We start from the raw sequence: 23,442 nt of genomic DNA, 5'->3' as shown, positions 1-23,442 counted from the left end.
GGCGCGGTGCGCCGAGGACCCGCATGACGACCCGCGGCGCGCTCCGCGATCTCGTCGGCTTGCGTGAGTTCCGCGCCATGTGGATCGGTTCGACCGTTTCGACCGTCGGTGACCAACTCGCGGCAGTGGCATTGTCACTGCTCGTATTCGAACGAACACATTCCGCTGCCTGGACCGCGCTCACGTGGTCGCTGACGCTCTTCCCACCACTGATTTCGGGCCCGTTGCTCGGGTGGGTCGCCGACCGCTTCCCGCGACGCACCGTAATGGTGACGACGGCGTGGTCACAGGCCGTGCTGATGGGCGCGATGGCCATTCCGGGCATGCCTCTCTGGGCCATGATCGTGCTGCTGGTCGCGGTACTGGCGATCTCCTCGCCGTATCTCGCAGCCCAGGAGGCGAGCCTCCCGCACGTCCTACCGGCACACCGCTACGACGATGGCGTGGCACTCTTCGGCACGTCCGTCGACATAGCTCAGATGGCGGGCCTCGCCGCCGCGGGCTTCCTCGTGACCCACACCAACCCCGGCGTGGCGCTCACGATCAACGCCGGCACGTTCGCGCTTCTGGCGATCTTGGTGCAGGTGTCCGTGCAGCACCGTCCGGCCGCCGATCCGCTGGGCCGCAAGAAGAAGGCCGACGAACCGCGCGGCGCCCTGACGCTGATGGTGTCGGAGCCGCGACTGAGGACACTACTGGGCGTCCGGCTGCTCGCGGGCCTCGCGATGGTCCCCGAAGGACTCGCGGTCCCGTTGGCGGCGAGCCTGAACGCGGTGTGGGCGGTGGGCCTGATCCTCGCCATCGAACCCGCGGCGAACGTCCTGGGCGTGGCCCTGCTCTTCCGGCTCGTGCGAGATCCGGCGAAACGTGAACGGCTGATCGGTCCTCTTGCGATCCTGTCGCTGGCGCCATTGATCATGTTCGCGTTCAACCCGAACCTGACGTGGACGATCGTTTTGCTGGTGATTGCCGGTATAGGCGGGGCTTATCACACACCGGCTCGTTCGGCGTGGATGCGACTGCTACCGGACCAGTACCGAGGAAGGGCTTATGGCATTGGGCGAGCGGCGTTGCGCTCGAGCCAGGGCGGAGGAATGGCGCTGGCCGGTGTCGTCGCCCATTCGGTCGGATCGATCACAGCAACGATCGCGGGAGCAGGCGGTATCGGACTGCTGCTGGCAACACAGGCCACCTTCGCCTGGCGCCGCGCACGAGGTCGCAACGACACTAAGGCGGTGGCAATCTGAAACAGAACGGTCACCAATAGCGATATCCGTTGTAGAGGCACCAGGTGATCAAGGTGCAGGATTGGAAGCAGGCCGAGGAAGGCGGAGTCAGAAGTCACGGTTGCACATGGAAGGCACCTCCTCGTTGCGACGAGCAGCAGCGCGGTAGGTCTACGACCTGGTCAGCGGCGGCTTTGCTCATGATGTGCCATGAGCGTAGGGGGTCGTGGTGAAGAACAGTTTGACTGATCGCAGGCGATCGCGGGCACTCGGCTTGACTCCGATTCGCAACTGGGACCTTTGGACCGTTGCGCCTAGTGCGATCGCGTACTTTTTCGTGCTCGAAGCAGCCGTAGTCGTGGCCTCCATTTGGCTCCTGACAAAGCTGACCGGGGTCTCCACCTCGGACTGGCTCCGCTTCGGCGCGATCATCGCCGCGATCACGATCCACCTGACCGTGGTGCGCAGAGCGGAGGAAGCCCGCCGCAACGAGGCTTCCGGCCCCCACATCGACCTGACCTCGGTCTGGACCTTCGCCGCCGCCGTGGCCCTGCCGGGCGGCCTGGCGGTGATCGCCACGATCTGGATGCGCATCCTGATCCAGCCCATCGCCCGCCGCCAGCCCTACCGCTTCGTCTTCGGCACCGCGTCGATGCTCGCCTCGACCCTTCTTTCGTGGGCCGTCGTCCACCTTTCAGGTGTGTCTCTGACAGCCACCGGAAACGTTCCGACCGACCTCGGCCTGGTACTTGTTCTCGCAATCACCGCGGTCCTCTACTGGTTCATCCAGGTGATGACCGTCGCCGTGGCGTTCAAAATCGTCACGCCGAACTCCAAGGTCCTCGACTTCCTCGGCTCCAAAGTCGACAACATGCTCGAAATGAGCACCCTCGGCGCCGGCGCCATGCTCGGCATGCTGATGACGTCGCACTGGGTGGGTCCGCTGCTGCTGGTCGTACCGGTGATCCTGGTGAACGCCCTGCTGTCCAGGGCGGGAGAACGCCGAGCCCACCTGGAACGCCTGCTGCGCGAGCAGGAACAGCTCCACCAGCGCCTGGCCGCCGACGCCCACACCGACTACCGGACGGGCCTGCTCAACACCAACGGCCTGGCCGAGTACGCGGGCCGCCTGGCCGAACGCTGCCGCATCGACGGTGAACCGATGACGGTCCTCGTCATCGACCTCGACCACTTCAAGCGCATCAACGACACCTGGGGCCACCCGGCGGGCAACGCGGTCCTGGCCGAGGTGGGCCGCATTCTGCGGGAGAAGCTCCGCCCCGGCGACGTGGCGGGCCGCGACGGCGGCGAGGAGTTCGTGGTGGCGCTGAAGGACACCCCCGTGGCCGTGGGCGTGACGATCGCCGAACGCATCCGCGAGGCCATCGGTTCGCTCGCCGTACCCACCACCGACAAGCACCGCAACGTCGTCACGCTCTACGGCCGCGAGATCCAGCCGCCGGAGCCGGAGGGCGAGACGCTGCAGGCCATCTCGGCGTCGATCGGCGTGGCGGTCATCCCGGACAACGGCCCGGACATGGCCACGGCCCAGCACTCGGCGGACGCGGCGCTCTACAAGGCCAAGGAGAACGGCCGCAACCAGGTCCGCGTGGCCGGCCTGGACATCCCGCCGCGCCTGATGCCCGCCCCGCGCGCGGACGACATCACCAAGCCCATCACCACGCGCACGGCCTGATCAGCTCAACGCCATCCGCGCATAAGCCCGGACGTCGGCATCCGTGTCGTCGAGCGCCCGCTTGAGCGCGAGCACGACGCCGGGATCGGCCCTCCACCGCTCCAACGCCCGCACCGCGGCCTTGCGCACGTCCAGGTTGGGATCACCCAGAAGCGCGGCGACCAGCTCCGGATCGTCGAGCGCCCTGGCCACCCCGACGCGCACCTCCCACGACGGGTCCCCGATCAACTCGGCCGCCCGTTCGTGCAGCCCCGACGGCCACCCGACCCGCCCGGCCGCCTCCAGAGCCGCGGCCCTGACCAGCACATCGGAGTCACCCGAAAGTGCGATGAGCACACCTACATCGGTGATCCCCTTCGCGACCTGCACCCGCAACTCCCGAGCGGGATCCTCCGCCGCGGCCGCCAGCAGTTCGTCCTCCCGCAACGCGACCAGTCCGCGCACCGCGGCCAGCCGCACCTCGAGATCCGGTGATTCCAGCCCGGCCGCGTACACCTCGGCCGTCCCGAGTTTCAACGCCCACAACACCTCCAGCGCCACCGCCCGTGCGGGCGAGAGCTCCAGGGCCTCGCGCAGTTCCTCCGACGCGGGCACCACCTCGACCAGCTCCCGCAACCCCGCCGCGGCGACGTCCCGCACTCCCTCGTCCGCCATCGCCCGCACCAGCGCGAACTCGAACCCGGCCGGCACCGCCTCGGTCAGCACGGACACGGCGGCCCGGCGCACTGTCACGTCCGGATCGACGAGGTACGGCTCCAGCACCGCGAGCGTCGGCTGCGAGTCCACCAGCGACAGCACCTCCAGCACGCGCTCGGACTGGACGGCCACCTCGTCCGCGGCGGAGTCCACCGCGGAGGACACAGCGGACACCGACCGCACACCGAGAAGCTCGACCGACCCGGCGCGGTGCGGAATCCCGTCGACGGGCACCAGGTACTCCGCGACCGGCCGCTTGATGAACTCCATCTCCCCGGCGGCGTTCTTCCGCAGGTTGAGGTGGTGGAACCACCGGGAGTCGTCACGCTCGGGAAGATCGACCCGTGAGTGGTAGAGCCCCCACCTCGACTCGTCCCTCATCAACGACGACGCGGCCGCCATCTCCGCGCAGTCCCGGATGAACGACACCTCCACGCATCGCATCAGCTCGTGCGGCGACCGCGCCCCCATTTCCGCGATCTCCGCAGACATCCGGTCGAACGCCTCCAGCGCCAGCGACAGCTTCGTGGCCGTCTTGGGCGGAGCGACGTAGTCGTTCACGAACCGGCGCAGCTTGTACTCGACCTGAGGCTGCGGCGGCCCGTCCGGGTTGCGCGAGTGCCGGAAGATCAACTCGGCGGCCTCGGCCACCTGCTCGGCAGGCAACAGCTGTCCCGCGACGAAGTTCTCGGCCACGACGTTCTCGGCAGCGTGCGCCCCGGCCAGGTCGCCGAACACGAACGCGCCGATCATGTAGTTGTGCGGCACGCAGGCCAGGTCACCGGCCGCGTACAGCCCGGGCACGGTCGTGCGCCCGTTCTCGTCGACCCACACCCCGGACGCCGAGTGCCCACCGCACAACCCGATCTCCGAGATGTGCATCTCGATGTCGTGCGTCCGGTAGTCCCGCCCGCGTCCACTGTGGAACGTTCCGCGCGAGGGCCGCTCGGTGGAGTGCAGGATCCCTTCCAGCGCGGAGACCGACTCCTCCGGCAGGTGGGTGGTCTTCAGGTAGATCGGCCCTCGCGCGGAGGCGATCTCCGCGGCCACCTCGGCCATCATCTGCCCTGACCAGTAGTCGCAGTCGACGAACCGCTCACCCAGCGCGTTCACCTGGTACGCGCCGAACGGGTTGCCCACATAGGCACAAGCCGGCCCGTTGTAGTCCTTGATCAGCGGGTTGATCTGGAAGCACTCGATCCCGGACAGCTCTGCCCCGGCGTGGTACGCCATCGAGTACCCGTCACCGGCGTTCGTCGGGTTCTCGTAAGTCCCGTACAGATAGCCGGAAGCGGGCAGGCCGAGCCGGCCGGAAGCGCCGGTCGCCAGGATCACCGCGCCCGCGGACACGGTCACGAACTCACCGGTCCGCGTGTTGAACCCGGCAGCGCCGACCGCACGGCCCTCCGACACCAGCACCCGCACCGGCATCACGCGGTTCTCGATGCGCAACCGCTCGCGCAACCGGCGTTCCCGCATCACCCGGTAGAGGACCTTCTTGACGTCCTTGCCCTCGGGCATCGGCAGCACATAACTGCCCGACCGGTGCACCTGCCGGACGTGGTAGTCGCCGAACGAGTCCTTCTCGAACTTCACGCCGTAGCGCTCGAGCCGTTGCACCATCTCGAACCCGCGCGTGGCGGTCTGCATGATCGTGCGCTGGTTGACGATGCCGTCGTTGGCGCGGGTGATCTCGGCGACGTAGTCCTCCGGCCGCGCCTTTCCAGGGATGACGGCGTTGTTGACGCCGTCCATGCCCATCGCCAGCGCTCCGGAGTGCCGGACGTGTGCCTTCTCCAGCAGCAGCACGGACCGGCCCGCCTCGGCCGCGGTGATGGCGGCCATCGAGCCCGCCGTACCGCCGCCGATGACCAGGACGTCGCAGGACAGCTCAACAGTCATGCCTTCACCGCCGCAAGGATCGCGTCGCGCTCGCGTTCGACCTCGCCCGCGCCGAGCACGACCACGCGGTCGCCCAGCAGCACGGCTTCGTCGACGTCGTGCGTGACGAACAGGGTTGTGGTGCCGGACAGCACCTCGGTCACCAGTTCCTGCATCGACGCGCGCGTCTGGGCGTCCAGCGCGCCGAACGGCTCGTCCATCAGCACCACGGACGGCTGCTGCGCCAACGTCCGCGCCAGCTGCACACGTTGGCGCATGCCGCCGGAGAGCTCGCGCGGCAGGTAGCCCTCGAAGCCGGCCAATCCGACGCGCTCCAGCCACTCCACCGCCCGCGCGCGCCGTATCGATCGCGGAACCCCTTGCAGGGCAAGCGGAAGCTCGACGTTGCGCAACGCTGTGCGCCACGGCAGCAGCCCGTCCTCCTGGAACACCAGCGCCCGGTCCCGTGACGGCCCGCGCACCGCTTCCCCGTCCACGGAGATCTCACCGGTGAACGGGATCAGCCCGGCGACCGCGCGCAGCAGGGTCGACTTGCCGCACCCGGAAGGTCCTGCCACCACCACGAACTCACCGTCGGCCACCGACAACGAGAAGTCGGTCAGCACCGCGGACCGGCCGTAGCCGACGGTCAGCGAACGCACGCTCAGGCTCATCGCAGTGCCTCTCTCGGCAACCACCGCGTCACGCGGCGGCCCAGCAGCTCGACGGCGGCGGACGTCAGGTAGCCGAGCAGGCCGATGGTGACCATGCCGACGATCACGCCGGGGTAGTCGACGACCGTGTAGGCCTGCCAGGTGCGGTAGCCGACGCCGAACTGGCCGGAGATCATCTCGGCCGAGATCACGCAGATCCACGCCACGCCCATGCCGACGGACAGGCCACCGAACACGCCGGGCAGCGTGCCGGGCAGCACCACGCGGAACAGCACCTGCCACCGCGAGCCGCCCATCGTGCGGACCGCGTCCTCCCAGATCGTCGGCAGCGCGCGCACGGCGTGCCTGGTCGACACCAGGATCGGGAAGAACGCCGCGATGAAGGTGATGAACACGATCCCCTGCTCGTCGGTCGGGAACAGCAGGATCGCGATCGGCACCAGCGCGATCGCCGGGATCGGCCGCACGACCTCCAACGGCGGCCGCAGCAGGTCGCCCAGCAGCGGAGAACGCGCGATCAGCACGCCGAACGCGATGCCCAGCACCGCGGCCAGGAGAAACCCGGTCATGATCCGCACCAGGCTGTTGCCCAGGTCGTGGTAGTACTCCACGCCACCGACCTGCACCGCGAACCGCTCCGCCACCTCGACGACGGTCGGCAGCTGGTCGAACCGCAGCCAGGCCCGCACATCCGACGCCGTCAGCACCTGCCACAGCAGCAGGACGACCGCCACCGACCCGATCCTCACCACCCAGCGCTTCACTTGCCCGCCAAGGAGAGCGCCTGCTCGAACGTCAGCACCTGACCGCGTTTCGCCGCGGCCGCCTCGGTCGTGAACGGCAGCAGCTCGGCACCGGACTGCACCCAGAACGCGTGCTCGGCGAACCACCGCGTGCCCGTCTCGGCGTCCGGGACGTACCCGGCCCGCAGCTTCTTCCCGCTGGCGTTCACCAGCTTCAGCAACGCCGTCGGCGACGCCACGGGCTGCGGCTGCTCGCCGTCGAACCACGCCTCGCTCGCGACCTTCGGGTCACCGCCGAGCGAAGCCGGGTTCGTCAGGTCCTCGGTCGGCTCCAAGACGTCCTTCAACGGCTTGTCGTCGATGAACTTGTCCACGTCGAGCTCGTCGATGTTGCCGATCGACTTGAGGAACGGCACGTCCTCCTTCAACGCCTTGCGCAGCACCGACTTCAGCGACAGGTCGAACGTCGCGATCCCGTTCGGCCCGTTGTAGAGGTACACGACCTCGGTCGGCAGGCCCGTCGCCTTGGCGACAGTCTCCGCGGCCTCGAGAGGCTTGGCGTGCAAGAACTTCGTCGCATCGAGCTGCGCCCGCAGGAACTCCCGCAACACGTCGGGCTGCTGCTGTGCGAACGGATTCCGCACGACGGTCCCGTGCAACGTCGGCAGGTTCAGCGCGGCACCGTCATAGAGCAGCTTCGCCTGCTTGGCGTACACGAGAGCGCCAGGCCACGCCACGAACTGCGCGAGCGCGGCGACGTTCCCGGACTGCAGCGCCGAAGCACCGATGGAAGGCTGCTGGTTCTCCACGGTCACCTTGGTGTCGCCCAACGCCCGCACCAACGTTCCGTGCCCGGCCGACCCGACGCTCGCGGAGACCTTCTGCCCGTTCAGGTCCGCCAAGGTCTTGGCCGGCGAGTTGGGCGGCACCACGACCATGTTCAGCGCTCCGCGCACGTTGTACCCGGTCACCGCGACCATCCGGGTGCCCTCGTCGCCCTGCTTCTGCGTGCGCGACCCGTTGATCAGCAGCGGGAAGTCGCCCATCGACCCGATGTCGATCTTGCCCGCGATCATCTGCGCGGTGATCGGCGCACCGGTGTCGTAGTCCTGCCAGGTCACCTTGTACGTCTTGCCGGTCTTCTTGCCGAGCTCGGCCAGCCGTTGCTCGAAGAAACCCCTGTCCCGCAACAGCGTGCCCGCGGTGACGGTGTTGATCGTCTTCGACTGGTAGCCGATGACCACCGGAACTTCACCGCCGGAAGCCGCCTCACCCGTCGCGCACGCGGCGAGCAGAAGAACTGAAGACAGAAGAATTCTCTTCACTGTTTTTCCTTTCACCGCAGGAGGTAGGGCATGTTGATGGTCACGGCGCCGGTCGGGCAGCGAGCGGCGCACGGACCGCAGTACCAGCACTCGTCGACGTGCATGTAGGCCTTGCCTGACTCGGGGTTGATGGCCAGCGAGTCGAGCGGGCACATGTCAACGCACAGCCGGCAGCCGTCGATGCACTTGGATTCGTTGATGGTGACCGGTACGTCGGCACGGTTGTTGACCAGAGCCATGACTCAACTCCAGGTGAATGTGGGAACTATTAGGTTTTAGCGACAGATTTCGGCGCGCATGGTGAGGCGATCACCGCGCATGCGAATGAACTCCAGGTCGACCGGCCGGCCGGAAGCGAAATGACTGAGGCGTTCCACGACCATCAGCGCCGCCCCGCGCGGCACCTCCAGCACGGTCGCGGAGTGCAGATCGGCGTTGACGGCTTCCAGCGCCACCGAAGCCGTTCCGAGCCGTTGCCCGGAAGTCTGCTCGATCAACGAGAAGATGTCGCGGTTGACGAGATCTTCGGAGAGCAGGGGCTCTCCGACGTCCAGAGCCAGATACGTGAGGTCCAGCGACAACGGCAGCCCGTTCAGCCGCCGCAGCCGCTCCACGTAGACCACGGACGCATCAGCGGGAAGCTGCAGCCGTTGCGCGACAACGGAAGGCGCCCGGATCACGGTCGCCGCCCGCACGTCGTTGGTGATCTGCCCGTGTTCGTGCAGGGTTTCCGCCAGGCCCATCAGCTGGTTCAGCCCGTGCTCGACCTTGTCGGCCACGACCACCGTGCCCACCCCCGGCACGCGATCGATGAGGCCTTCCTCGCGAAGGAGTTCCAGTGCCTCGCGAATGCTGTTGCGGGACACCGAGAACTCGGCGGCGAGAAAGCGTTCGTCCGGCAGCACGCCGTCGGGAAACGCACGGCGCACCACCTGCTGGCGGATCACGTCGGCGGCCTGCCGCGCCCGGTCGGCGCGCAACCGCCGCTCGGTTCGCTGGCTGCTGCTCATGGCCCACAGCATGGACGGCGAACGACGATCAGTTTGTTTCGAGCGTGTTACGCCACCTGGTCAGGGCGATATGCAGGGGAAATTCGGCAACTACGCCAGTCCATCAGGTGGAACGGCGCTGAACAGCCCCGATACCTCGGCATACGAGGTATATCACGAAGCTCACGGCCGTGACGAGAGCGGAGACCGGAAGGCCGGGTTGCAGCGACAGAAGAATGCCGCCGACGGCCGCGACTTCGGCGAAAACGACCGAAAGAACGGTCGCGCGCAAGGGCGAGGCAGTGATCCGCATGGCGGCCGCCGCCGGCGTGATCATCAACGCCAGCACCAGCAGCGCGCCGACGACCTGAACGCTCAAAGCGGTCGCCACACCGACCAGCACGGCGAACACGATCGACAGCGATCGCACCGGAACTCCGCGCGAGATGGCGACATCCGGGTCGACCGAGGCGAAGAACAACGGCCGGTAGATGAACGCCAGCACGGCCAGCACCGCCACCGACGAGACCACCAGCAGCTTGAGGTCGGTGGAGTCGACACCGACGATCTGACCGGTCAGCAGCCCGAACTTGTTGGTTGTCCGTCCTTTGTAGAGGGACAGCATCAGGATGCCCATGCCGAGCCCGAACGCGAGGATCGCGCCGATCACCGAGTCGCGGTCGCTCTCCCGCCGCGACAGCACGCCGAGCAGCACCGCGGCGATGATCGACCCGGCCAGCGCGCCGTAGCCGACGCCGATGCCCAGCAGCAGGGCTGCGGCACCACCGGAGAACGCGAGCTCACTCGTGCCGTGGACGGCGAACGCCATCTTGCGGGTCACGATGAACGGGCCGAGCACCCCGGCGACGAGGCCGAGCACGGCGGCCGCGATCAACGCGGTCTGCACGAAGTCCAGTTCGAGCAGGTCGAAGATCGTCACGACGCGGCCTCCGCCGTGAGGTGGTGCGTCTGCTCCTCGCAGGCTCCCGCGCCCACGACCAGGATCTGGTCGCGCACCCGCACGACCTCGACGGGCGTGCGGTACAGCTCGGACAGCGTCCGGGAGTTCATGACCTCTTCCGGCGTGCCGACGCGGAACCGCCCGCCGACGAGATAGAGGACCCGGTCCACCAGCGGCAGCACCGGGTTCAGCTCGTGCGTGACGAACAGGACGGCCGTGTTCGCTTCCCGCCGCCGCTTGTCGATCAGCTCGGAGACCACGCGCTGGTTGCCGAGGTCCAACGAGAGCAGCGGTTCGTCGCAGAGCATCACGGTCGGGTCGCCGACCAGTGCCTGCGCGACGCGCAGCCGTTGCTGCTCACCGCCGGACAGCAGGCCGATCGGCTCGTCCGCGTACCGCGTGGCGCCGACGGACGCGATGGCCGCGTCGACGCGGATCTTGCGCTCACGACGGTTGCGCAGGCCGAGGCCCCACCGATAGCCGTCGAGGCCGAGACCCACGAGGTCCCGGCCGCGCAACGTCATGGACTGGTCGAGCGCTCGCTGCTGCGGGATGTACCCGACGGCCTGGTTGCCGCCGGCGACCGTGACCGTGCCGGAGGACAGCGGCTGCAAACCGAGCAGCACCCTCATCAGGCTGGTCTTGCCGGACCCGTTCGGACCGAGGACCGCGAGGAACTCACCGGGCTCGACGTCGAGGTCGAGCCCGTCCCACAACACCCGGTCGCCATAGGACAGCCGGGCCCCGCGCAGCGAGATCGCGGTCATGCCTTGAGCGCCTGCGACAGCGCGTCCACCTGCTTGCTCATCCAGTCAAGGTAGCCGGTCACACCCGCGGGCAGCGTCTCGGTGACCTGAACGACCGGCACGCCCGCCGCCTTGGCCTTCTCCACGACCTGCTTCGTGACCTGGTTCTCGGTCTGGGTGTTCTCCACCAGAACGTTGATCTTCTTGCCGTCGACCAGCTGGTTCATCGACGCGAGAGCGGCGGCCGGCACGTCCGACTCCTCCTCGATCGCCTTGCTGAACGCCTCCGGCGTGACGTCCTCGGCCTTGGTCTCCTCGAGCAGGTAGTGCGCGATCGGCTCGGTCGCGGCGACCTTCTTGCCCTGGCCGATGCCGTCGACCTTCTTCTCCAGCTCCTCGAGCTTCGCGCTGAAGTCGGCGGTGTTCTTCTCGAACGTCGTCTTCTTGTCCGGAGCGATCGCACCGAGCTCGTTCGCGGCCGCCTCGGCCACAGCGCGCACGGTGTGCAGGTCGTACCAGACGTGCTCGTTCTCTTCGTGGTCGTGCCCGCCCGCCGCCGGCGTGGACGACGTCGTGGGCTGCGAGGAGTGGTCGTGCTCGCGCAGCGGGAACGCCTCGATCTTCCTGGTGGCGTCGCTGGTGATCAGCTTGGCGAAGAAGTCGTCGTAGCCGCCGCCGTTGAACACGACCAGCTTGGCGTCCTTGACCAGCGCGGCGTCCGCGGGCTTGCTCTCGTACGAGTGCGGGTCGGCGCTCGGGTCGTCCAGCAGCGCCTTGACCTCGACGGCGTCACCACCGACGGCCTTGATCACGCTGCCCCACACGTTGGTGGAGGTGACGACCTTGATCTTGCCGCTGTCGCCGGACGGCGTGTTCGACGTGCCGCAGGCGGCCAGGCTCACCACGGCCAGAGCGCCGACCAGAACGTTGCGGAGAGTCATCACACCATCCCTCGATCAGGTAATGGAAACCGTTGTCGAGTTCAGTTTACGACACGAAAAAGCCCCCGACGCACACGCCGGGGGCTTTCGCGCTGTGACTCACGCCTCCAGGCGCTCGCCCGATTCGGGGTGGAACAGGTGGATCTCGCTGTGGTCGCGCACCGCGACCTTGACGTGCTGGCCCAGGGTCGGCGGCGTGCGGCCGTCGACGCGCACGACGAAGCGCTGCGACGAGTCGCCGATCTTCACGGCACCGTGCACGAGCGCGTCGGCACCGAGCTCCTCGACCAGCTCGACCGTCATCTCCATGCCCTCCTCGTTGGAGGACACGATGCCGAGCGCCTCTGGCCGGATGCCGAAGGTGACCTCGTCCAGACCACCGGCCGCGTCGAGCGCGGCCCGCGAGAGCGGCACGATGATGCCGTCGAGCTTCGCGCCCTCCGACGTGATCGGCACGGTCTTGAGGTTCATGGCCGGCGAGCCGATGAAGCCCGCGACGAACGCGTTGGCCGGGCGGTCGTACAGCGCGCGAGGCGTGTCGCACTGCTGCAGCAGACCGTCCTTGAGCACCGCGACCCGGTGGCCCATCGTCATGGCCTCGACCTGGTCGTGCGTGACGTAGATCGTCGTGGTGCCGAGCCGCTGCTGCAGCGCCGCGATGTTCGCGCGGGTCTCGACGCGCAGCTTGGCGTCCAGGTTGGACAGCGGCTCGTCCATGAGGAACACACTCGGCTCACGCACGATGGCACGACCCATCGCGACACGCTGCCGCTGACCACCGGAGAGCGCCTTCGGCTTGCGGTCCAGGTACTTGGTCAGGTCGAGCATCTTGGCGGCCTCGTCGACCTTCGCCTTGATCTCGGTCTTGCTGACGCCGCGGAGCTTGAGCGCGAAGCCCATGTTCTCCGCGACCGTCATGTGCGGGTAGAGCGCGTACGACTGGAACACCATGGCGATGTCCCGGCCCTTCGGCGGCACGTTCGTGACGTCCTTGCCACCGATGTGGATGGCGCCCTCGTCGACGTCCTCGAGGCCCGCGAGCATCCGCAGCGCGGTCGACTTGCCCGAACCGGACGGGCCGACCAGCACCAGGAACTCGCCGTCGGACACCTCGAGCGACAGCTCGTCGACCGCGCGGACCGGCGGGTTGCCGGAGAAGACCCGCGACGCCTTGACGTAGGACACCTCAGCCATGTGACGCACCTTTCAGCCTTGTCTTGGCGCGACGTTAGGCATTGCAAGCGCTTACGGGAACAGACGTAAGCGCTTACGTTCAGAAGGATTTCGCGTTGCGCACGGCCCAGTCGGCGAACGGGGTCGCCGCACGTCCGGTCACCTGCTCCACATGGCCGCTCACCTGCCGCTCCTCTTCCGTCGGCGAACCGAGGATGGTCAGCGTCCCGTCCACGACGGGCGGCGGCATGAACTGCAGCATCTGCTCGCGAGCCTCCTCGGCGGACTGCTCGACGAACGGCAACGAAAGCGCCTCCGCTCGCTGCCGCGGAGTCATCGCTTCCGGACCGGTCAGGACGTACGTCTGCCCCTCGTGGCCGCCCTGCAGCGCCACAGCCGCGACGGCAGCGATGTCCACCGGATCGACGAACGGAAGCGCGACCTCCGCGAACGGTGCCGCGGCCACCCCACGACCGGCCCACGCGTAGGCGTTGGTGAAGAACCCGCTCGGCCGCAGGATCGTCCACTCCAGACTCGACTGCCGCACGGCCTCCTCGAACGACGCCAGCCGCGAGTGCGGCACCATGCCCGGCCGCGTCCCGGCGCCCTGCGAGGACAGCAGCACGACCCGGCGCACCCCGCCCGCCTTCGCCACGTCGAGCACGGAGGCGATGTCCGTGTCCTGGCCCAGCAGATCTCCGCCGAACAGCAGGAAGAGCGCCTCCGCACCGTCGACCACGGGCTCCAGAGTGGCGGGGCGGGTGAGATCCACCTCCGGCCGCGAGACCCCGCGAGCCTTGTCCCCCAACAGCTCCATCAACGGACGGCCAACGTTTCCGGTCGCCCCGGTCACCACGATCACGAGCATCTCCTCAGCCGTTGATTCGGTATCGAGAAGAAAGCTAACATCGTGAAGTTAGTAGGTACCTAGAGGAAAGTGACTACCCATGGAAACGGTCCCCGAGCTGGCCTGCCCGATCGCCCCGGTCGTCGACCTGGTCTTCAGCCGGTGGACGACGCCGATCCTGTGGACGTTGAACCAGTACGGCCGCCAGCGGTTCGTGGAGCTGGAGCGGCGGATCGGCACGATCACGCCGAAGGTCCTCACGCAGCGGCTGCGGCAGCTGGAGAGGGACGGCCTCGTCACGAGGACCTACCACCCGGAGGTTCCTCCACGGGTGGAGTACGAGATCAGCGAGCTGGGGCGCAGTCTCGCGCCGATCTTCCACAACCTCGCCGACTGGTCGCAGCGCAACCTGGCCAAGGTCGACCAGGCCAGGTCGCGCTACGACAAGAGCAGCTAACCCTTCACGGCACCGGACGCGAGGCCGGTCACCAGGAAGCGCTGCACCAGGTAGAACACGATGATCGCGGGAATCGCGACCAGGATCGACGCCGCCGCGAGGTGCCCCCACTCGGTCCTGTTCTGCTGCACGAACACCTGCAGCCCGACGGCCAGCGTCTTCGACTCGTCCGCCGCCGACAGGAAGGCGGACGCGAACGCCACCTCACCCCACGCCGTCAGGAACGCGTAGAACGACGTGACCGCGAGGCCGGGCTTGGCCAGCGGCAGGATCAGCCGCCAGAACACGCCGAACGGTGACAGCCCGTCCACGCGACCGGCCTCGTCGATGTCCGCGGGCACGGTGTCGAAGTAGCCCTTGAGCATGTAGGTGCAGAAGGGCACCGCGGTCGTGCAGTAGACCAGCACGAGGCCGATCGAGGTCCCGTTCAGGCCGAGAGCGATCAGGATGTTGTACAGCGGCACGATCAGCACCGCGAACGGGAACATCTGCACCAGCAGGAACGACATCATCAGCCCGCGCTTGCCGGGGAACCGGAACCGCGAGGCCGCGTAGCCCGCCGTGGCCGAGATGAACACACCGAGCACGGTGGTCATCAACGCGATCAGGACGGAGTTGCCGAACCAGGCGAGGAAGTCGCCCTTCTCGCCGGCGAGCACTCGGCTGTAGTTGTCCAAAGAGGACTCGTTCCACAGCTTCGGCGTCGGCTCGACCGCGCGGGCGTCCGGCTTCAACGAGGTGACGAACACCCAGAAGATCGGGAACACCGCGATGATCGACGCCACGATCAGAGCGCCGTGCAACAACACCGACGCGCCCGCGGACCGTTCCGCACGCCGCAACCGGCGATCGGTGGCCTGGACGACCTTCAGAGACGAAGCATCGAGCGTCATCACCACACCTCGCCCTGCTTGCGCAGCGCCCGCCGGTACGCCGCGGCGAACACCAACAACACCGAAAGGATCAGCACGCCGTAGGTCGACGCGATCGCGTAGTCGCGGGACGCACCCGAGAAGAAGCGCTCGAACGCGTACGTCACCAGGATCCTGGCGTTCGGGTTCGGGCCGGCGACCAGGTAGATCACCGGGAACATGTTGAACGTCCAGATGATGCCGAGAAGGATCACGGTCGACGACACCGAACGCAGCCCCGGCAACGTGACGTGCCGGAAGCGCTGCCACGGCGTGGCACCGTCCATCTCGGCCGCTTCGTAGAGGTCGCCCGGAATCGACTGCAGGCCACCGAGAAGCGCCACCATCATGAACGGCACGCCCAGCCACACGTTCACGATGACCACGGACACGAGTGCCCAGTTGTTCTGGCCCAGCCACACCGGGTCCGGCAGGCCGACCGAGCGCAGGACCTGGTTGATGATCCCGTACTGCGCGTTGAACATGTACTTCCACGCGAACGCGCTGATGAACGCCGGCACCGCCCACGGAAGGATCAGCAGCACCCGGTAGAACGAGCGGCCGCGCACCTGCCGGTTGAGCAGCAGCGCGAGGCCGAGCCCGATCGTGTAGTGGAAGAACACGCAGGCGAAGGTCCAGATCAAGGTCCGGACCAGCGTGCCCCAGAACGCGCCGTACGACTCGCCACCGGACAGGACGTTCAGGTAGTTCTCGAAGCCCACCACGTCGTAGGACGCGGGCCGGTCGAGGACCGGGTTGGCGATGTTGCCCTCGTTGATGTTCGTGAAGGTGAAGAACACGCCCTGGGCGAGCGGGTAGAGCACCAACACCGCGATGACCGCCACGACCGGCAGCACCATCGCATACGCGTACCAGTACCGGTCCAGGAACCGACGCACCGGATCTCCTCCGAACCTCAGGCGAACGGCCGGGGCTTCAAACCCCGGCCGTTCAACACCAATCAGCCGATCGAGTAGTCCTTGAGGATCTGGTCCTTGTACGCCGTGGCGACCCCGTCCAGCGCCGCCTTCGGCTCCTTCTTGCCGGCGAGCACGTCGGCGTAGGCGATCTTCAGCGGGTCGAACAACTGGCCGCCCTCGGGGATCCAGGCCCGCTCGTGCGCGACCTTGGTGACCGGCTCGAACGCGGCGACGACGGCGTTGGCCTTGACGTCGGCGTTCTGGTAGGCCGACTTGCGGGTCGGCAGCAGGCCCAGCTCCTTGGCGACCGCGGCCTGCGATTCGACCGAAGCCATGCACTGGATGAACTTGATCGACGACTGCTTCGCCTTGGTGCCCTGACGGATCACGTAGTCGTGACCACCGACGGGCGCGCTGCCCTTGCCTGCGGACGGACCGGGAACCGGCGCGATGCCCAGGTTCGCCTTGTCGGTGAACGCGGTGCCCTTGAGGTAGTCGGCGACGGCCCACGGACCGTTGATCACCATCGCCGCGTCACCGCTGGAGAACGCGGCCTGCATCGTGGTGTAGGAGTTGCCGGCGTCGAGCGAGGTGAACGCGGCCTTGGCGTCGAGCAGACCCTTGGCGGTCTGCAGCGCCTTCACGTTCTTGTCGGAGTTGACCACGATCTTCTTCGCCGAGGCGTCGACCAGGTCGCCGCCCTCGCCGTAGATGAACGGCAGCGCGTAGTACGCGTCGTTGTTGAGGAAGAACGACTTCTCGCCACCCAGCTTGGCGGCGGCCGCCTTGAGCTCGTCCCACGTCTTCGGCGGCTCGACACCCGCGTCGGCGAGCTTCTTCTTGTTGTAGAGCAGCGCGAGCGAGTCGGTCACCTGCGGCACGGCGTACGTCTTGCCCTCGAACTTCGTGGAGCCGAGCGGCGCATCGAGGAAGTCGGAGGTGTCCTTCGCCAGGTCGGTGCCGGACAGGTCGGTGACGTAGCTCAGCTTGGCGAGCTGCGGCACCCACGCGACCTCGGCGCGGAAGACGTCCGGGCCCTGGCCACCCTGCGCGGCGGTCTTGTAGTTCGCGAGCGCCGTGTCGAACGCCTGCGTCTCGACCTTGACCTTGTAGCCGCCCTTGGTGGCGCAGTCCTCCGCGATCTTCTTGAACACGGGGCTCTCGTTGGGGCCGCTGGTGTCCCAGAAGGTCACTTCGCCCGAGTCGGATCCGCTGCTGCTCGATCCACCGCCACCACAGGCGGTGAGCACGAGGGCGACACCCGTCGCCATAGCGGTCACGAGGGTTGTCCGTCGCATCGTTGCTGCCGTTCCCTCCAGCTGGGCCTCATCTCCCGGCGAGATGAGGGTCTTGCAAGGTTTTGCGAGAATGTTGCGGGCGATTTCACTACCAGAAGCATGGTCAGGTCAAGACGTCGACCGTAACCAAGCCGTAACGGCACCGTCTTGCGAACTCGCGTTGCAAAATTTTTCCGAACGCGGCAGGCTTGCCCGCAACCGAGCTTGAGCAGGAGGCAACGTGTCCGGACTGTCCGAGATCGCCAGGGCAGCCGGGGTGTCCATCTCGACGGTGAGCCGTGTGCTGAACCGCCGGGCCGGCGTCAACGAGGAGACCCGGCAGCGCGTGCTGTCGGTGCTCGCCGAGATGCCCTACACCCCGCGGGGACTCGGTGCGCTGCAACGCACCGGTGTGATCGGCCTGCTCGTGCCGGAGCTCTCGAACCCGGTCTTCCCCGCGTTCGCCGAAGCCCTGGAGACGCGGGCGGCCCGCCTCGGCTACTCGTCGCTGCTGTGCAACACCCGCAGCGGTGCCCCGATGGGCGAGGAGGAGTACGTCCGGATGCTCCTGGCCCGCGGGGTCGAGGGCATGGTGTTCGTGTCACCGGAGATCACCAACGTCGAGGTGCCGCTCGGGCAGGCGCCCCAGCCGAGCTACTACGCGAAGCTCGTGACGGACGGCGTCCACATGGTCTTCCTGAACGGTGCGACGCCCGCGCTGGACGTTCCCGACGTGACGGTGGACGAGCAGCTCGCGGGTTACATGGCCACCAAGCACCTGATCGAGCTCGGCCACGAGCGGATCGGGTTCGTCTCGGGCCCGGCGCGATCTCTCCCTTCACGCCTGAAGCGCGCCGGATGGGCCGCTGCTCTTGAGGAGAACCATCTGCCGGCGGGCTCGGAGTACGTCGCGCACGCGCCGTTCAGCGCGGAGGGCGGCGGTGTCGCGGTGGCGCAGCTGCTCGACACCGTGACGCCGACGGCGGTGATCTGCTCGTCCGACCACATGGCACTCGGCGTCATGCGGGAGGCACACCAACGGGGGATCTCGGTTCCAGAGAACCTCTCGGTCGTGGGGTTCGACGACATCCCGCTGGCCGCCTATTCGTCGCCCGCTTTGACGACGCTCGCGCAGCCCATCGAGGAGATGGCGGCGGCGGCCATCGACGAGCTCGTGCTGCGGCTGGACCCGGATCGCCGCAGGCAGGAGAGGGACAACTACACCCGCGTCTTCCGGCCGCGCCTCGTCGTTCGGGAGTCCACGGCCCCACCGAAATAAGACGCGCTTTGGTCTGGACCAACTTCTGAACAAGGCAGACGGGTCAACCAGCACTGATGCGTCATTTGAGGGACACAGGTCACCCTCACTTCACGAATTGGTTCTGAACCGTTACGGTCACTTCATGGCGCGGTCGATGCATGTGCGACGTCCTGCGACGCTGGCCTCTCTGGCCGCTGAGCTGGGCGTTTCCCGGACAACGGTGTCCAACGCGTACAACCGTCCCGACCAGCTCTCCCCCGAGCTGAGGCGGCGGGTGTTGGACACGGCCCGAAGGCTGGGTTATCCCGGCCCGGATCCTGTCGCGCGCTCGTTGCGCACGCGCAAGGCGGGTGCGGTGGGCCTGCTGCTCACCGAGAACCTCTCCTACGCGTTCCGCGACCCTGCCGCGATCGGTTTCCTCGAAGGCCTCGCGCTGGCGTGTGAGGACGCCGGCACCGGCCTGCTGCTGGTTCCCGCCAACCCCGAACGCGAGGACGTCGCGTCCGTCCACCGCGCGGGGGTCGACGGCTTCGTCGTCTACTCCGTGCCGGACGACGACCCGCACCTCGCCGCGGTGCTGGAGCGTCCCGTTCCCACCGTCGTGTGCGACCAGCCCGACCTCGGCACCGTCGACAGGGTCGGCATCGACGACCGCGGCGCGATGTACGAGCTCGCGAGGCACCTGATCTCGCTGGGCCACCGCCGCGTCGGCGTCGTGTGCATGCGCCTCGCGCGCGACCGCAACGACGGCTTCGTGACCGCCGACCGCCAGCACGCCGCGCACTTCCACGTGCAGCGCAACCGCCTGTCCGGCCTGGCCGAGGCGTTCAGCGAGGCGGGCGTCGACTGGTCGCAGGTGCCCGTCGTCGAGCGCTTCGACCACAACATGGCCTCCGGTGCCTCCGGCGCCGCCCAGGTGCTCGACAAGGACCCGCAGATCACCGCGTTGATCTGCACCTCGGACGTGCTGGCGCTCGGCGCGATGACCGAGGCCGCCCGCCGTGGCCTGCGCGTGCCGCACGACCTGTCGGTGACCGGCTTCGACGGCATCCGCGAGGCGGAGGCCGCCGGGCTCACGACGGTTCGTCAGCCGGTGCTCGAGAAGGGCCGGGCGGCGGGCAAGCTGCTGCTCGACTCGAACGAGCGGTCGCGGCCGCGGTCGGTCAACCTCGCCACCGAGCTGATCATCGGCAAGACGTCGGCGGCGCCGCGCGGTGGTGCCGAAGAGCGCTGGTTCGGACCGTAGTCACCACTCCAGCCTGAACACGACGGGTGAGCTGGCCTTCCCGGCCAGCTTCGCCACCAGCAGGTAGTCGCCGGGCCCGACCCTCGTGTGCGCACCGCACCCCGGCTGCGAGGTCGAGCCCGCCCACTTCGTGCCGTAGTTGAAGAGCTCCTTGGGCTGCATCACCCGCACCTCGGACCCCGCCGTCGACAGGCAGTGGTTGCTCGACCAGAGCACCGTCGCGCCGTCCGCGGTCAGCACGGTCAGCTCGCGGTGCTGGCGGCCGATGTCCTTGATGCACGGCGCCGGGCCGTTGTTGACCACGTCCATCGACAGTTCCGGCTGGTCACCGACGGTGTAGAAGGCCTTGTTGACCTTCGCCACGACCGCGATCACGTCGTCGGTGCAGGGCTGCGGCGGTCCGGGCGGCGGAGGCGGCGGTGCGGCCTGGGTCGGTGATGGCGGCGGAGTCGTCGAGGAGGACGACGCGACCGCCGTCTCGGACATGCTCGGCGGCGGGTCGGAGGACGACGCCGCAGCCGCGTTGGTCGGCACCGCGGCCTGGTCGTCCGAACCGAAGAACCCGACGATCCAGATCAGGAGCAGCAGTGTGACGAGCGCGGCGCCGCTCGCGGCGACGCGGCGGCGCCAGTACACCGAGGACGGCAGCGGTCCTGTGGGCTCGATCACGGCCCGAAGGTAGCCGGGCCAGGTGGAATCGCGTGGTAAGCGAAGGTCGCTCGATCGGTGGAACGTGATATTGACCGGAAACCCCTTGTGAACGGACGCTAACTCCGGTTCCAATCGTCACGAGGTCCGCCGGTAGGCCATGGAGGTTGTCTCATGACCGCGATCGACGAACTGCTCAAGCGGAACTACGAGCTCGGGAACGTGGTTCCAGGAGACCGTTCCTCCGCGAAGCCGTCCCTGCAGGTGGCAATCCTGACCTGCATGGACTCCCGCATCCGGGTGTTCGAGATCTTCGGGTTGAAGCAGGGTGAGGCGCACGTGCTGCGCAACGCGGGAGGTGTCGTCACCGACGACATGATCCGCTCGCTGGCGCTGAGCCAGCGCAAGCTGGGCACGCGCGAGGTCCTGCTCGTGCACCACACGAACTGCGGCCTCGAGATGGTGACCGAGGACGACTTCAAGGACGAGCTGGAGGCCGAGACCGGCCTGCGCCCGACCTGGGCCGTCGAGGCGTTCAAGGTGGTCGAGCAGAGCGTCCGCGGCTCGATGGCGCGCCTGCGCCGCAGCCCGTTCATCCCGCACACGGACAAGATCCGCGGGTTCGTGTACGACGTGCACACCGGTGAGCTGCGCGAGGTCGACGCGGTCGGCACCAAGGCCGCCTGACCGTTGCGCCACAATGGCGCACGATGAATCACGAGTTGCTGCTGGGCTGGTGGGACACCGCTGCGCGCGACCTTCCGTGGCGGCGTCCCGATTGCACTGCGTGGGGCGTCCTGGTCAGCGAGATCATGCTGCAGCAGACGCCCGTTTCGCGCGTCGAACCGATCTGGCACGAGTGGCTGTCGCGCTGGCCCGTGCCCAGCGCGATGGCCGCCGCGTCCCAGGGTGAAGTGCTGCGCATGTGGGGCAAGCTCGGCTATCCACGACGGGCTCTGCGGCTGCACGAGGCCGCCACGGTCATTGCTCGCGACCACGGCGATGTCGTGCCGTCGGACATCTCGGTGCTGGAGTCGTTGCCGGGCATCGGCAGCTACACGGCCCGTGCGGTGGCCACGTTCGCGTACGGGCAGAGGTGTGCTGTCGTCGACACGAACGTCCGACGAGTCGTTGCGCGTGCCGTGCACGGTGCCGGGGATGCCGGTCCGCCGTCGACCACGCGCGATCTCCGTGACGTCGAGGCGATCCTGCCTTCGTCGCAGGAAGACGCCGCGGTGTTCTCGGCGGCGTTGATGGAGCTCGGTGCGTTGATCTGCACGGCGAAGAACCAGAAGTGCGCCGACTGCCCGTTGTACGACGTCTGCGCGTGGCAGCTGGCCGGCCGTCCCGCCTATGCGGGACCGGCGAAGAAGGTGCAGCAGTTCGCGGGTACCGACCGGCAGGTGCGGGGCAAGCTGCTCGACGTGCTGCGTGGCGCACCCGGCCCGGTGCCCAAGGCCCAGCTCGACATCGTCTGGCACGACGTGACGCAGCGCGAGAAGTGCCTTGTCTCCTTGTTGACTGATGGACTTGTTGAACAATCCGACGATGGCCTGTTCCACCTGCCGGGTGAAGGGATTGTTCAACAATCCAACAAGGGGGCACGCTGATGCACGCCCTGGTCGCCTTCTTCGATCCCGATGCGGAACGTAGAATCGTAGGATTGTTGAACAATCTTGGGATCGAACAGTCCTACGCACCTCATCTGACCTACGCGGCCGCGAGCACCATCGGCCCCAAGGTTCGCAAGGAGCTGCGCGAGGACCTCGAACGCCTGTGGCTGCCGGACCTGTGGCTGCACACGCTCGGAACGTTCTCCACCACGGAGAACGTGCTGATGCTCGCCGCGGTGGTCGACACCGAGCTCCTCGCCGTGCACTCGGCGATCCACGACGTCCTGGCGAGCAAGGTCAAGAACCCGAGCGCCTACTACCTGCCGGGCAACTGGGTCCCGCACTGCACGCTCGTCCAAGGCCTCGACGACGAAGCGACCAAGGCGGCGTTCGCCAAGGTCTTCCCCGTCGAGCCGATCCGCGCGAAGGTCCGCGAGGTCTCGATCGTCGACACTCAGACAGGTGAGATCGACGTGCTCAAAAAGGCCTCCACGGCACCCCGGTAGACCCACGGCGCGGTGACGTGCACGACGTGACCAGCTTCCGGCACGTACAGGTACTGGCCGTTCGACCTGCGCGCGGCCTCTTCCATCTGGCCTGGCAGCTGACCGCCCTGACCTGCCTCGATGACGAGTGACGGGCACTTCACCTCGTCGATGAACTCCCAGTACGCCCGCGTGCCCCACTCGGCGGCGATCTCGTAGAGGTCGTCCATCGACGCGATCAGGTGCCAGCCGTCCTCGCGTTCCTCGAAGTACTCGGCGAACACCGGCGCACCGAAGAACGACGCCACGTGCGCGAGCGACTGGAACGGCACCGGCCAGGCGTCGAAGAACCACTTCCACTCGTCGACGGTCCTACCCCTGTTGTCCGGGGCGAAGTCCTCGACCACAATCGCGCGGACCAGGTCCGGACGGGTCGCCGCGAGACACCACGCGTGCAGCCCGCCCATGGAGTGCCCGATCACCACAGCGGGTCCGAGGCCGAGGTCCTCGATCGCCTTCGCTGCGTCGGCGACGAAGTCCTCGGTGCGAAACGGTCCCCGCTGCGGGTTGCGGCCGTGCCCGCGTTGGTCGATGCCGACGACCCGGCCGAAAGGTTTGAGCCACTGCGCGACCGGCCACCACGCAGTTGCCCTGCTCATCAGGCCGTGCAGGAGCAGTACGCCTTGCCCCGTTCCGCCGAACTCCACCACCGACACAGGGATGATT

The 23,442-nt window shown here is 67.7% G+C and carries 24 protein-coding genes; 8 read left to right on the top strand and 16 right to left on the bottom strand.

Annotated features, from left to right (window positions below):
* The first annotated feature begins 23 nt into the window (after window positions 1-23).
* A complete protein-coding gene (locus JOD27_RS08955; protein ID WP_204761644.1) occupies window positions 24-1,247 on the top strand; it encodes an MFS transporter in 1,224 nt (407 codons plus the stop codon).
* A gap of 337 nt (window positions 1,248-1,584) precedes the next feature.
* The gene (locus JOD27_RS08950; protein WP_307830019.1) at window positions 1,585-2,922 is read left to right on the top strand and encodes a GGDEF domain-containing protein; all 1,338 of its coding nucleotides are present in this window, start codon (window positions 1,585-1,587) and stop codon (window positions 2,920-2,922) included.
* Here the strand turns inward: JOD27_RS08950 and JOD27_RS08945 are convergent, their stop codons facing one another.
* From JOD27_RS08945 to JOD27_RS08895, 11 genes are all read right to left on the bottom strand, one after another.
* On the bottom strand, window positions 2,923-5,520 hold the full coding sequence (locus JOD27_RS08945; protein ID WP_204761642.1) for a fumarate reductase/succinate dehydrogenase flavoprotein subunit: 2,598 nt from the start codon (window positions 5,518-5,520) through the stop codon (window positions 2,923-2,925).
* Window positions 5,517-6,173, bottom strand: coding sequence for an ABC transporter ATP-binding protein (locus JOD27_RS08940; protein WP_204761641.1), 657 nt, complete (start codon window positions 6,171-6,173; stop codon window positions 5,517-5,519). Before JOD27_RS08940 ends, JOD27_RS08945 begins: the two co-directional genes overlap by 4 nt.
* On the bottom strand, window positions 6,170-6,907 hold the full coding sequence (locus JOD27_RS08935; RefSeq protein WP_307830018.1) for an ABC transporter permease: 738 nt from the start codon (window positions 6,905-6,907) through the stop codon (window positions 6,170-6,172). The genes JOD27_RS08940 and JOD27_RS08935 overlap by 4 nt, the downstream gene beginning before the upstream one ends.
* Before the next feature lie 26 nt (window positions 6,908-6,933).
* Window positions 6,934-8,241, bottom strand: a complete 1,308-nt coding sequence (locus tag JOD27_RS08930; protein WP_204761639.1) for an ABC transporter substrate-binding protein — start codon at window positions 8,239-8,241, stop codon at window positions 6,934-6,936.
* An 11-nt stretch (window positions 8,242-8,252) separates the two neighbouring features.
* Window positions 8,253-8,480, bottom strand: coding sequence for a 4Fe-4S dicluster domain-containing protein (locus JOD27_RS08925; RefSeq protein WP_204761638.1), 228 nt, complete (start codon window positions 8,478-8,480; stop codon window positions 8,253-8,255).
* Window positions 8,481-8,516: 36 nt separating this feature from the next.
* Complete coding sequence (locus JOD27_RS08920) at window positions 8,517-9,251, bottom strand: GntR family transcriptional regulator (RefSeq protein WP_204761637.1); 735 nt, start codon at window positions 9,249-9,251, stop codon at window positions 8,517-8,519.
* A 103-nt stretch (window positions 9,252-9,354) separates the two neighbouring features.
* A complete protein-coding gene (locus tag JOD27_RS08915) occupies window positions 9,355-10,170 on the bottom strand; it encodes a metal ABC transporter permease (RefSeq protein WP_204761636.1) in 816 nt (271 codons plus the stop codon).
* Entirely contained in the window at window positions 10,167-10,958 is a 792-nt protein-coding gene (locus JOD27_RS08910; protein WP_204761635.1) for a metal ABC transporter ATP-binding protein, read from the bottom strand. Before JOD27_RS08910 ends, JOD27_RS08915 begins: the two co-directional genes overlap by 4 nt.
* Complete coding sequence (locus JOD27_RS08905) at window positions 10,955-11,878, bottom strand: metal ABC transporter solute-binding protein, Zn/Mn family (protein WP_204761634.1); 924 nt, start codon at window positions 11,876-11,878, stop codon at window positions 10,955-10,957. Before JOD27_RS08905 ends, JOD27_RS08910 begins: the two co-directional genes overlap by 4 nt.
* A 99-nt stretch (window positions 11,879-11,977) precedes the next feature.
* Window positions 11,978-13,072, bottom strand: a complete 1,095-nt coding sequence (locus JOD27_RS08900) for an ABC transporter ATP-binding protein (protein WP_204761633.1) — start codon at window positions 13,070-13,072, stop codon at window positions 11,978-11,980.
* A gap of 79 nt (window positions 13,073-13,151) precedes the next feature.
* Entirely contained in the window at window positions 13,152-13,919 is a 768-nt protein-coding gene (locus tag JOD27_RS08895) for an SDR family oxidoreductase (protein ID WP_239566661.1), read from the bottom strand.
* Between the two features lie 79 nt (window positions 13,920-13,998).
* Between JOD27_RS08895 and JOD27_RS08890 the strand changes: the two genes are divergently transcribed.
* Window positions 13,999-14,355: a winged helix-turn-helix transcriptional regulator gene (locus JOD27_RS08890; RefSeq protein WP_204761631.1), complete on the top strand. Its 357-nt coding sequence runs from the start codon at window positions 13,999-14,001 to the stop codon at window positions 14,353-14,355.
* Here JOD27_RS08890 and JOD27_RS08885 read toward each other — a convergent pair.
* From JOD27_RS08885 to JOD27_RS08875, 3 genes are all read right to left on the bottom strand, one after another.
* Window positions 14,352-15,248, bottom strand: a complete 897-nt coding sequence (locus tag JOD27_RS08885) for a sugar ABC transporter permease (RefSeq protein WP_204761630.1) — start codon at window positions 15,246-15,248, stop codon at window positions 14,352-14,354. The two genes, JOD27_RS08890 and JOD27_RS08885, sit on opposite strands and share 4 nt — an antisense overlap.
* A complete protein-coding gene (locus tag JOD27_RS08880) occupies window positions 15,248-16,126 on the bottom strand; it encodes a carbohydrate ABC transporter permease (RefSeq protein ID WP_204762044.1) in 879 nt (292 codons plus the stop codon). The genes JOD27_RS08885 and JOD27_RS08880 overlap by 1 nt, the downstream gene beginning before the upstream one ends.
* A gap of 101 nt (window positions 16,127-16,227) precedes the next feature.
* The gene (locus JOD27_RS08875) at window positions 16,228-17,457 is read right to left on the bottom strand and encodes an extracellular solute-binding protein (RefSeq protein WP_239566822.1); all 1,230 of its coding nucleotides are present in this window, start codon (window positions 17,455-17,457) and stop codon (window positions 16,228-16,230) included.
* A gap of 247 nt (window positions 17,458-17,704) precedes the next feature.
* Between JOD27_RS08875 and JOD27_RS08870 the strand changes: the two genes are divergently transcribed.
* Together JOD27_RS08870 and JOD27_RS08865 are read left to right on the top strand one after the other, a co-directional pair.
* The gene (locus JOD27_RS08870; RefSeq protein WP_204761628.1) at window positions 17,705-18,742 is read left to right on the top strand and encodes a LacI family DNA-binding transcriptional regulator; all 1,038 of its coding nucleotides are present in this window, start codon (window positions 17,705-17,707) and stop codon (window positions 18,740-18,742) included.
* A gap of 124 nt (window positions 18,743-18,866) precedes the next feature.
* Window positions 18,867-19,970, top strand: a complete 1,104-nt coding sequence (locus tag JOD27_RS08865) for a LacI family DNA-binding transcriptional regulator (RefSeq protein WP_204761627.1) — start codon at window positions 18,867-18,869, stop codon at window positions 19,968-19,970.
* Here the strand turns inward: JOD27_RS08865 and JOD27_RS08860 are convergent, their stop codons facing one another.
* Entirely contained in the window at window positions 19,971-20,639 is a 669-nt protein-coding gene (locus JOD27_RS08860; RefSeq protein ID WP_204761626.1) for a hypothetical protein, read from the bottom strand.
* Window positions 20,640-20,792: 153 nt separating this feature from the next.
* On the opposite strand from JOD27_RS08860, the gene JOD27_RS08855 reads away from it, so the two are divergent.
* Genes JOD27_RS08855 through JOD27_RS08845 form a run of 3 tightly spaced genes read left to right on the top strand, consistent with a single transcriptional unit; the run spans window position 20,793 to window position 22,737 of the window.
* Complete coding sequence (locus JOD27_RS08855; protein ID WP_204761625.1) at window positions 20,793-21,305, top strand: beta-class carbonic anhydrase; 513 nt, start codon at window positions 20,793-20,795, stop codon at window positions 21,303-21,305.
* A gap of 23 nt (window positions 21,306-21,328) precedes the next feature.
* Entirely contained in the window at window positions 21,329-22,228 is a 900-nt protein-coding gene (locus JOD27_RS08850) for an HhH-GPD family protein (RefSeq protein ID WP_204761624.1), read from the top strand.
* Between the two features lie 53 nt (window positions 22,229-22,281).
* Entirely contained in the window at window positions 22,282-22,737 is a 456-nt protein-coding gene (locus tag JOD27_RS08845; protein WP_239566660.1) for a 2'-5' RNA ligase family protein, read from the top strand.
* Here JOD27_RS08845 and JOD27_RS08840 read toward each other — a convergent pair.
* Window positions 22,686-23,432: an alpha/beta fold hydrolase gene (locus JOD27_RS08840; protein WP_204761622.1), complete on the bottom strand. Its 747-nt coding sequence runs from the start codon at window positions 23,430-23,432 to the stop codon at window positions 22,686-22,688. The two genes, JOD27_RS08845 and JOD27_RS08840, sit on opposite strands and share 52 nt — an antisense overlap.
* Window positions 23,433-23,442: the final 10 nt, after the last annotated feature.

The sequence above is a fragment of the Lentzea nigeriaca genome, assembly GCF_016907955.1.
Lineage (GTDB): Bacteria > Actinomycetota > Actinomycetes > Mycobacteriales > Pseudonocardiaceae > Lentzea > Lentzea nigeriaca.
This window is presented reverse-complemented; position numbering and strand designations above follow the sequence as displayed.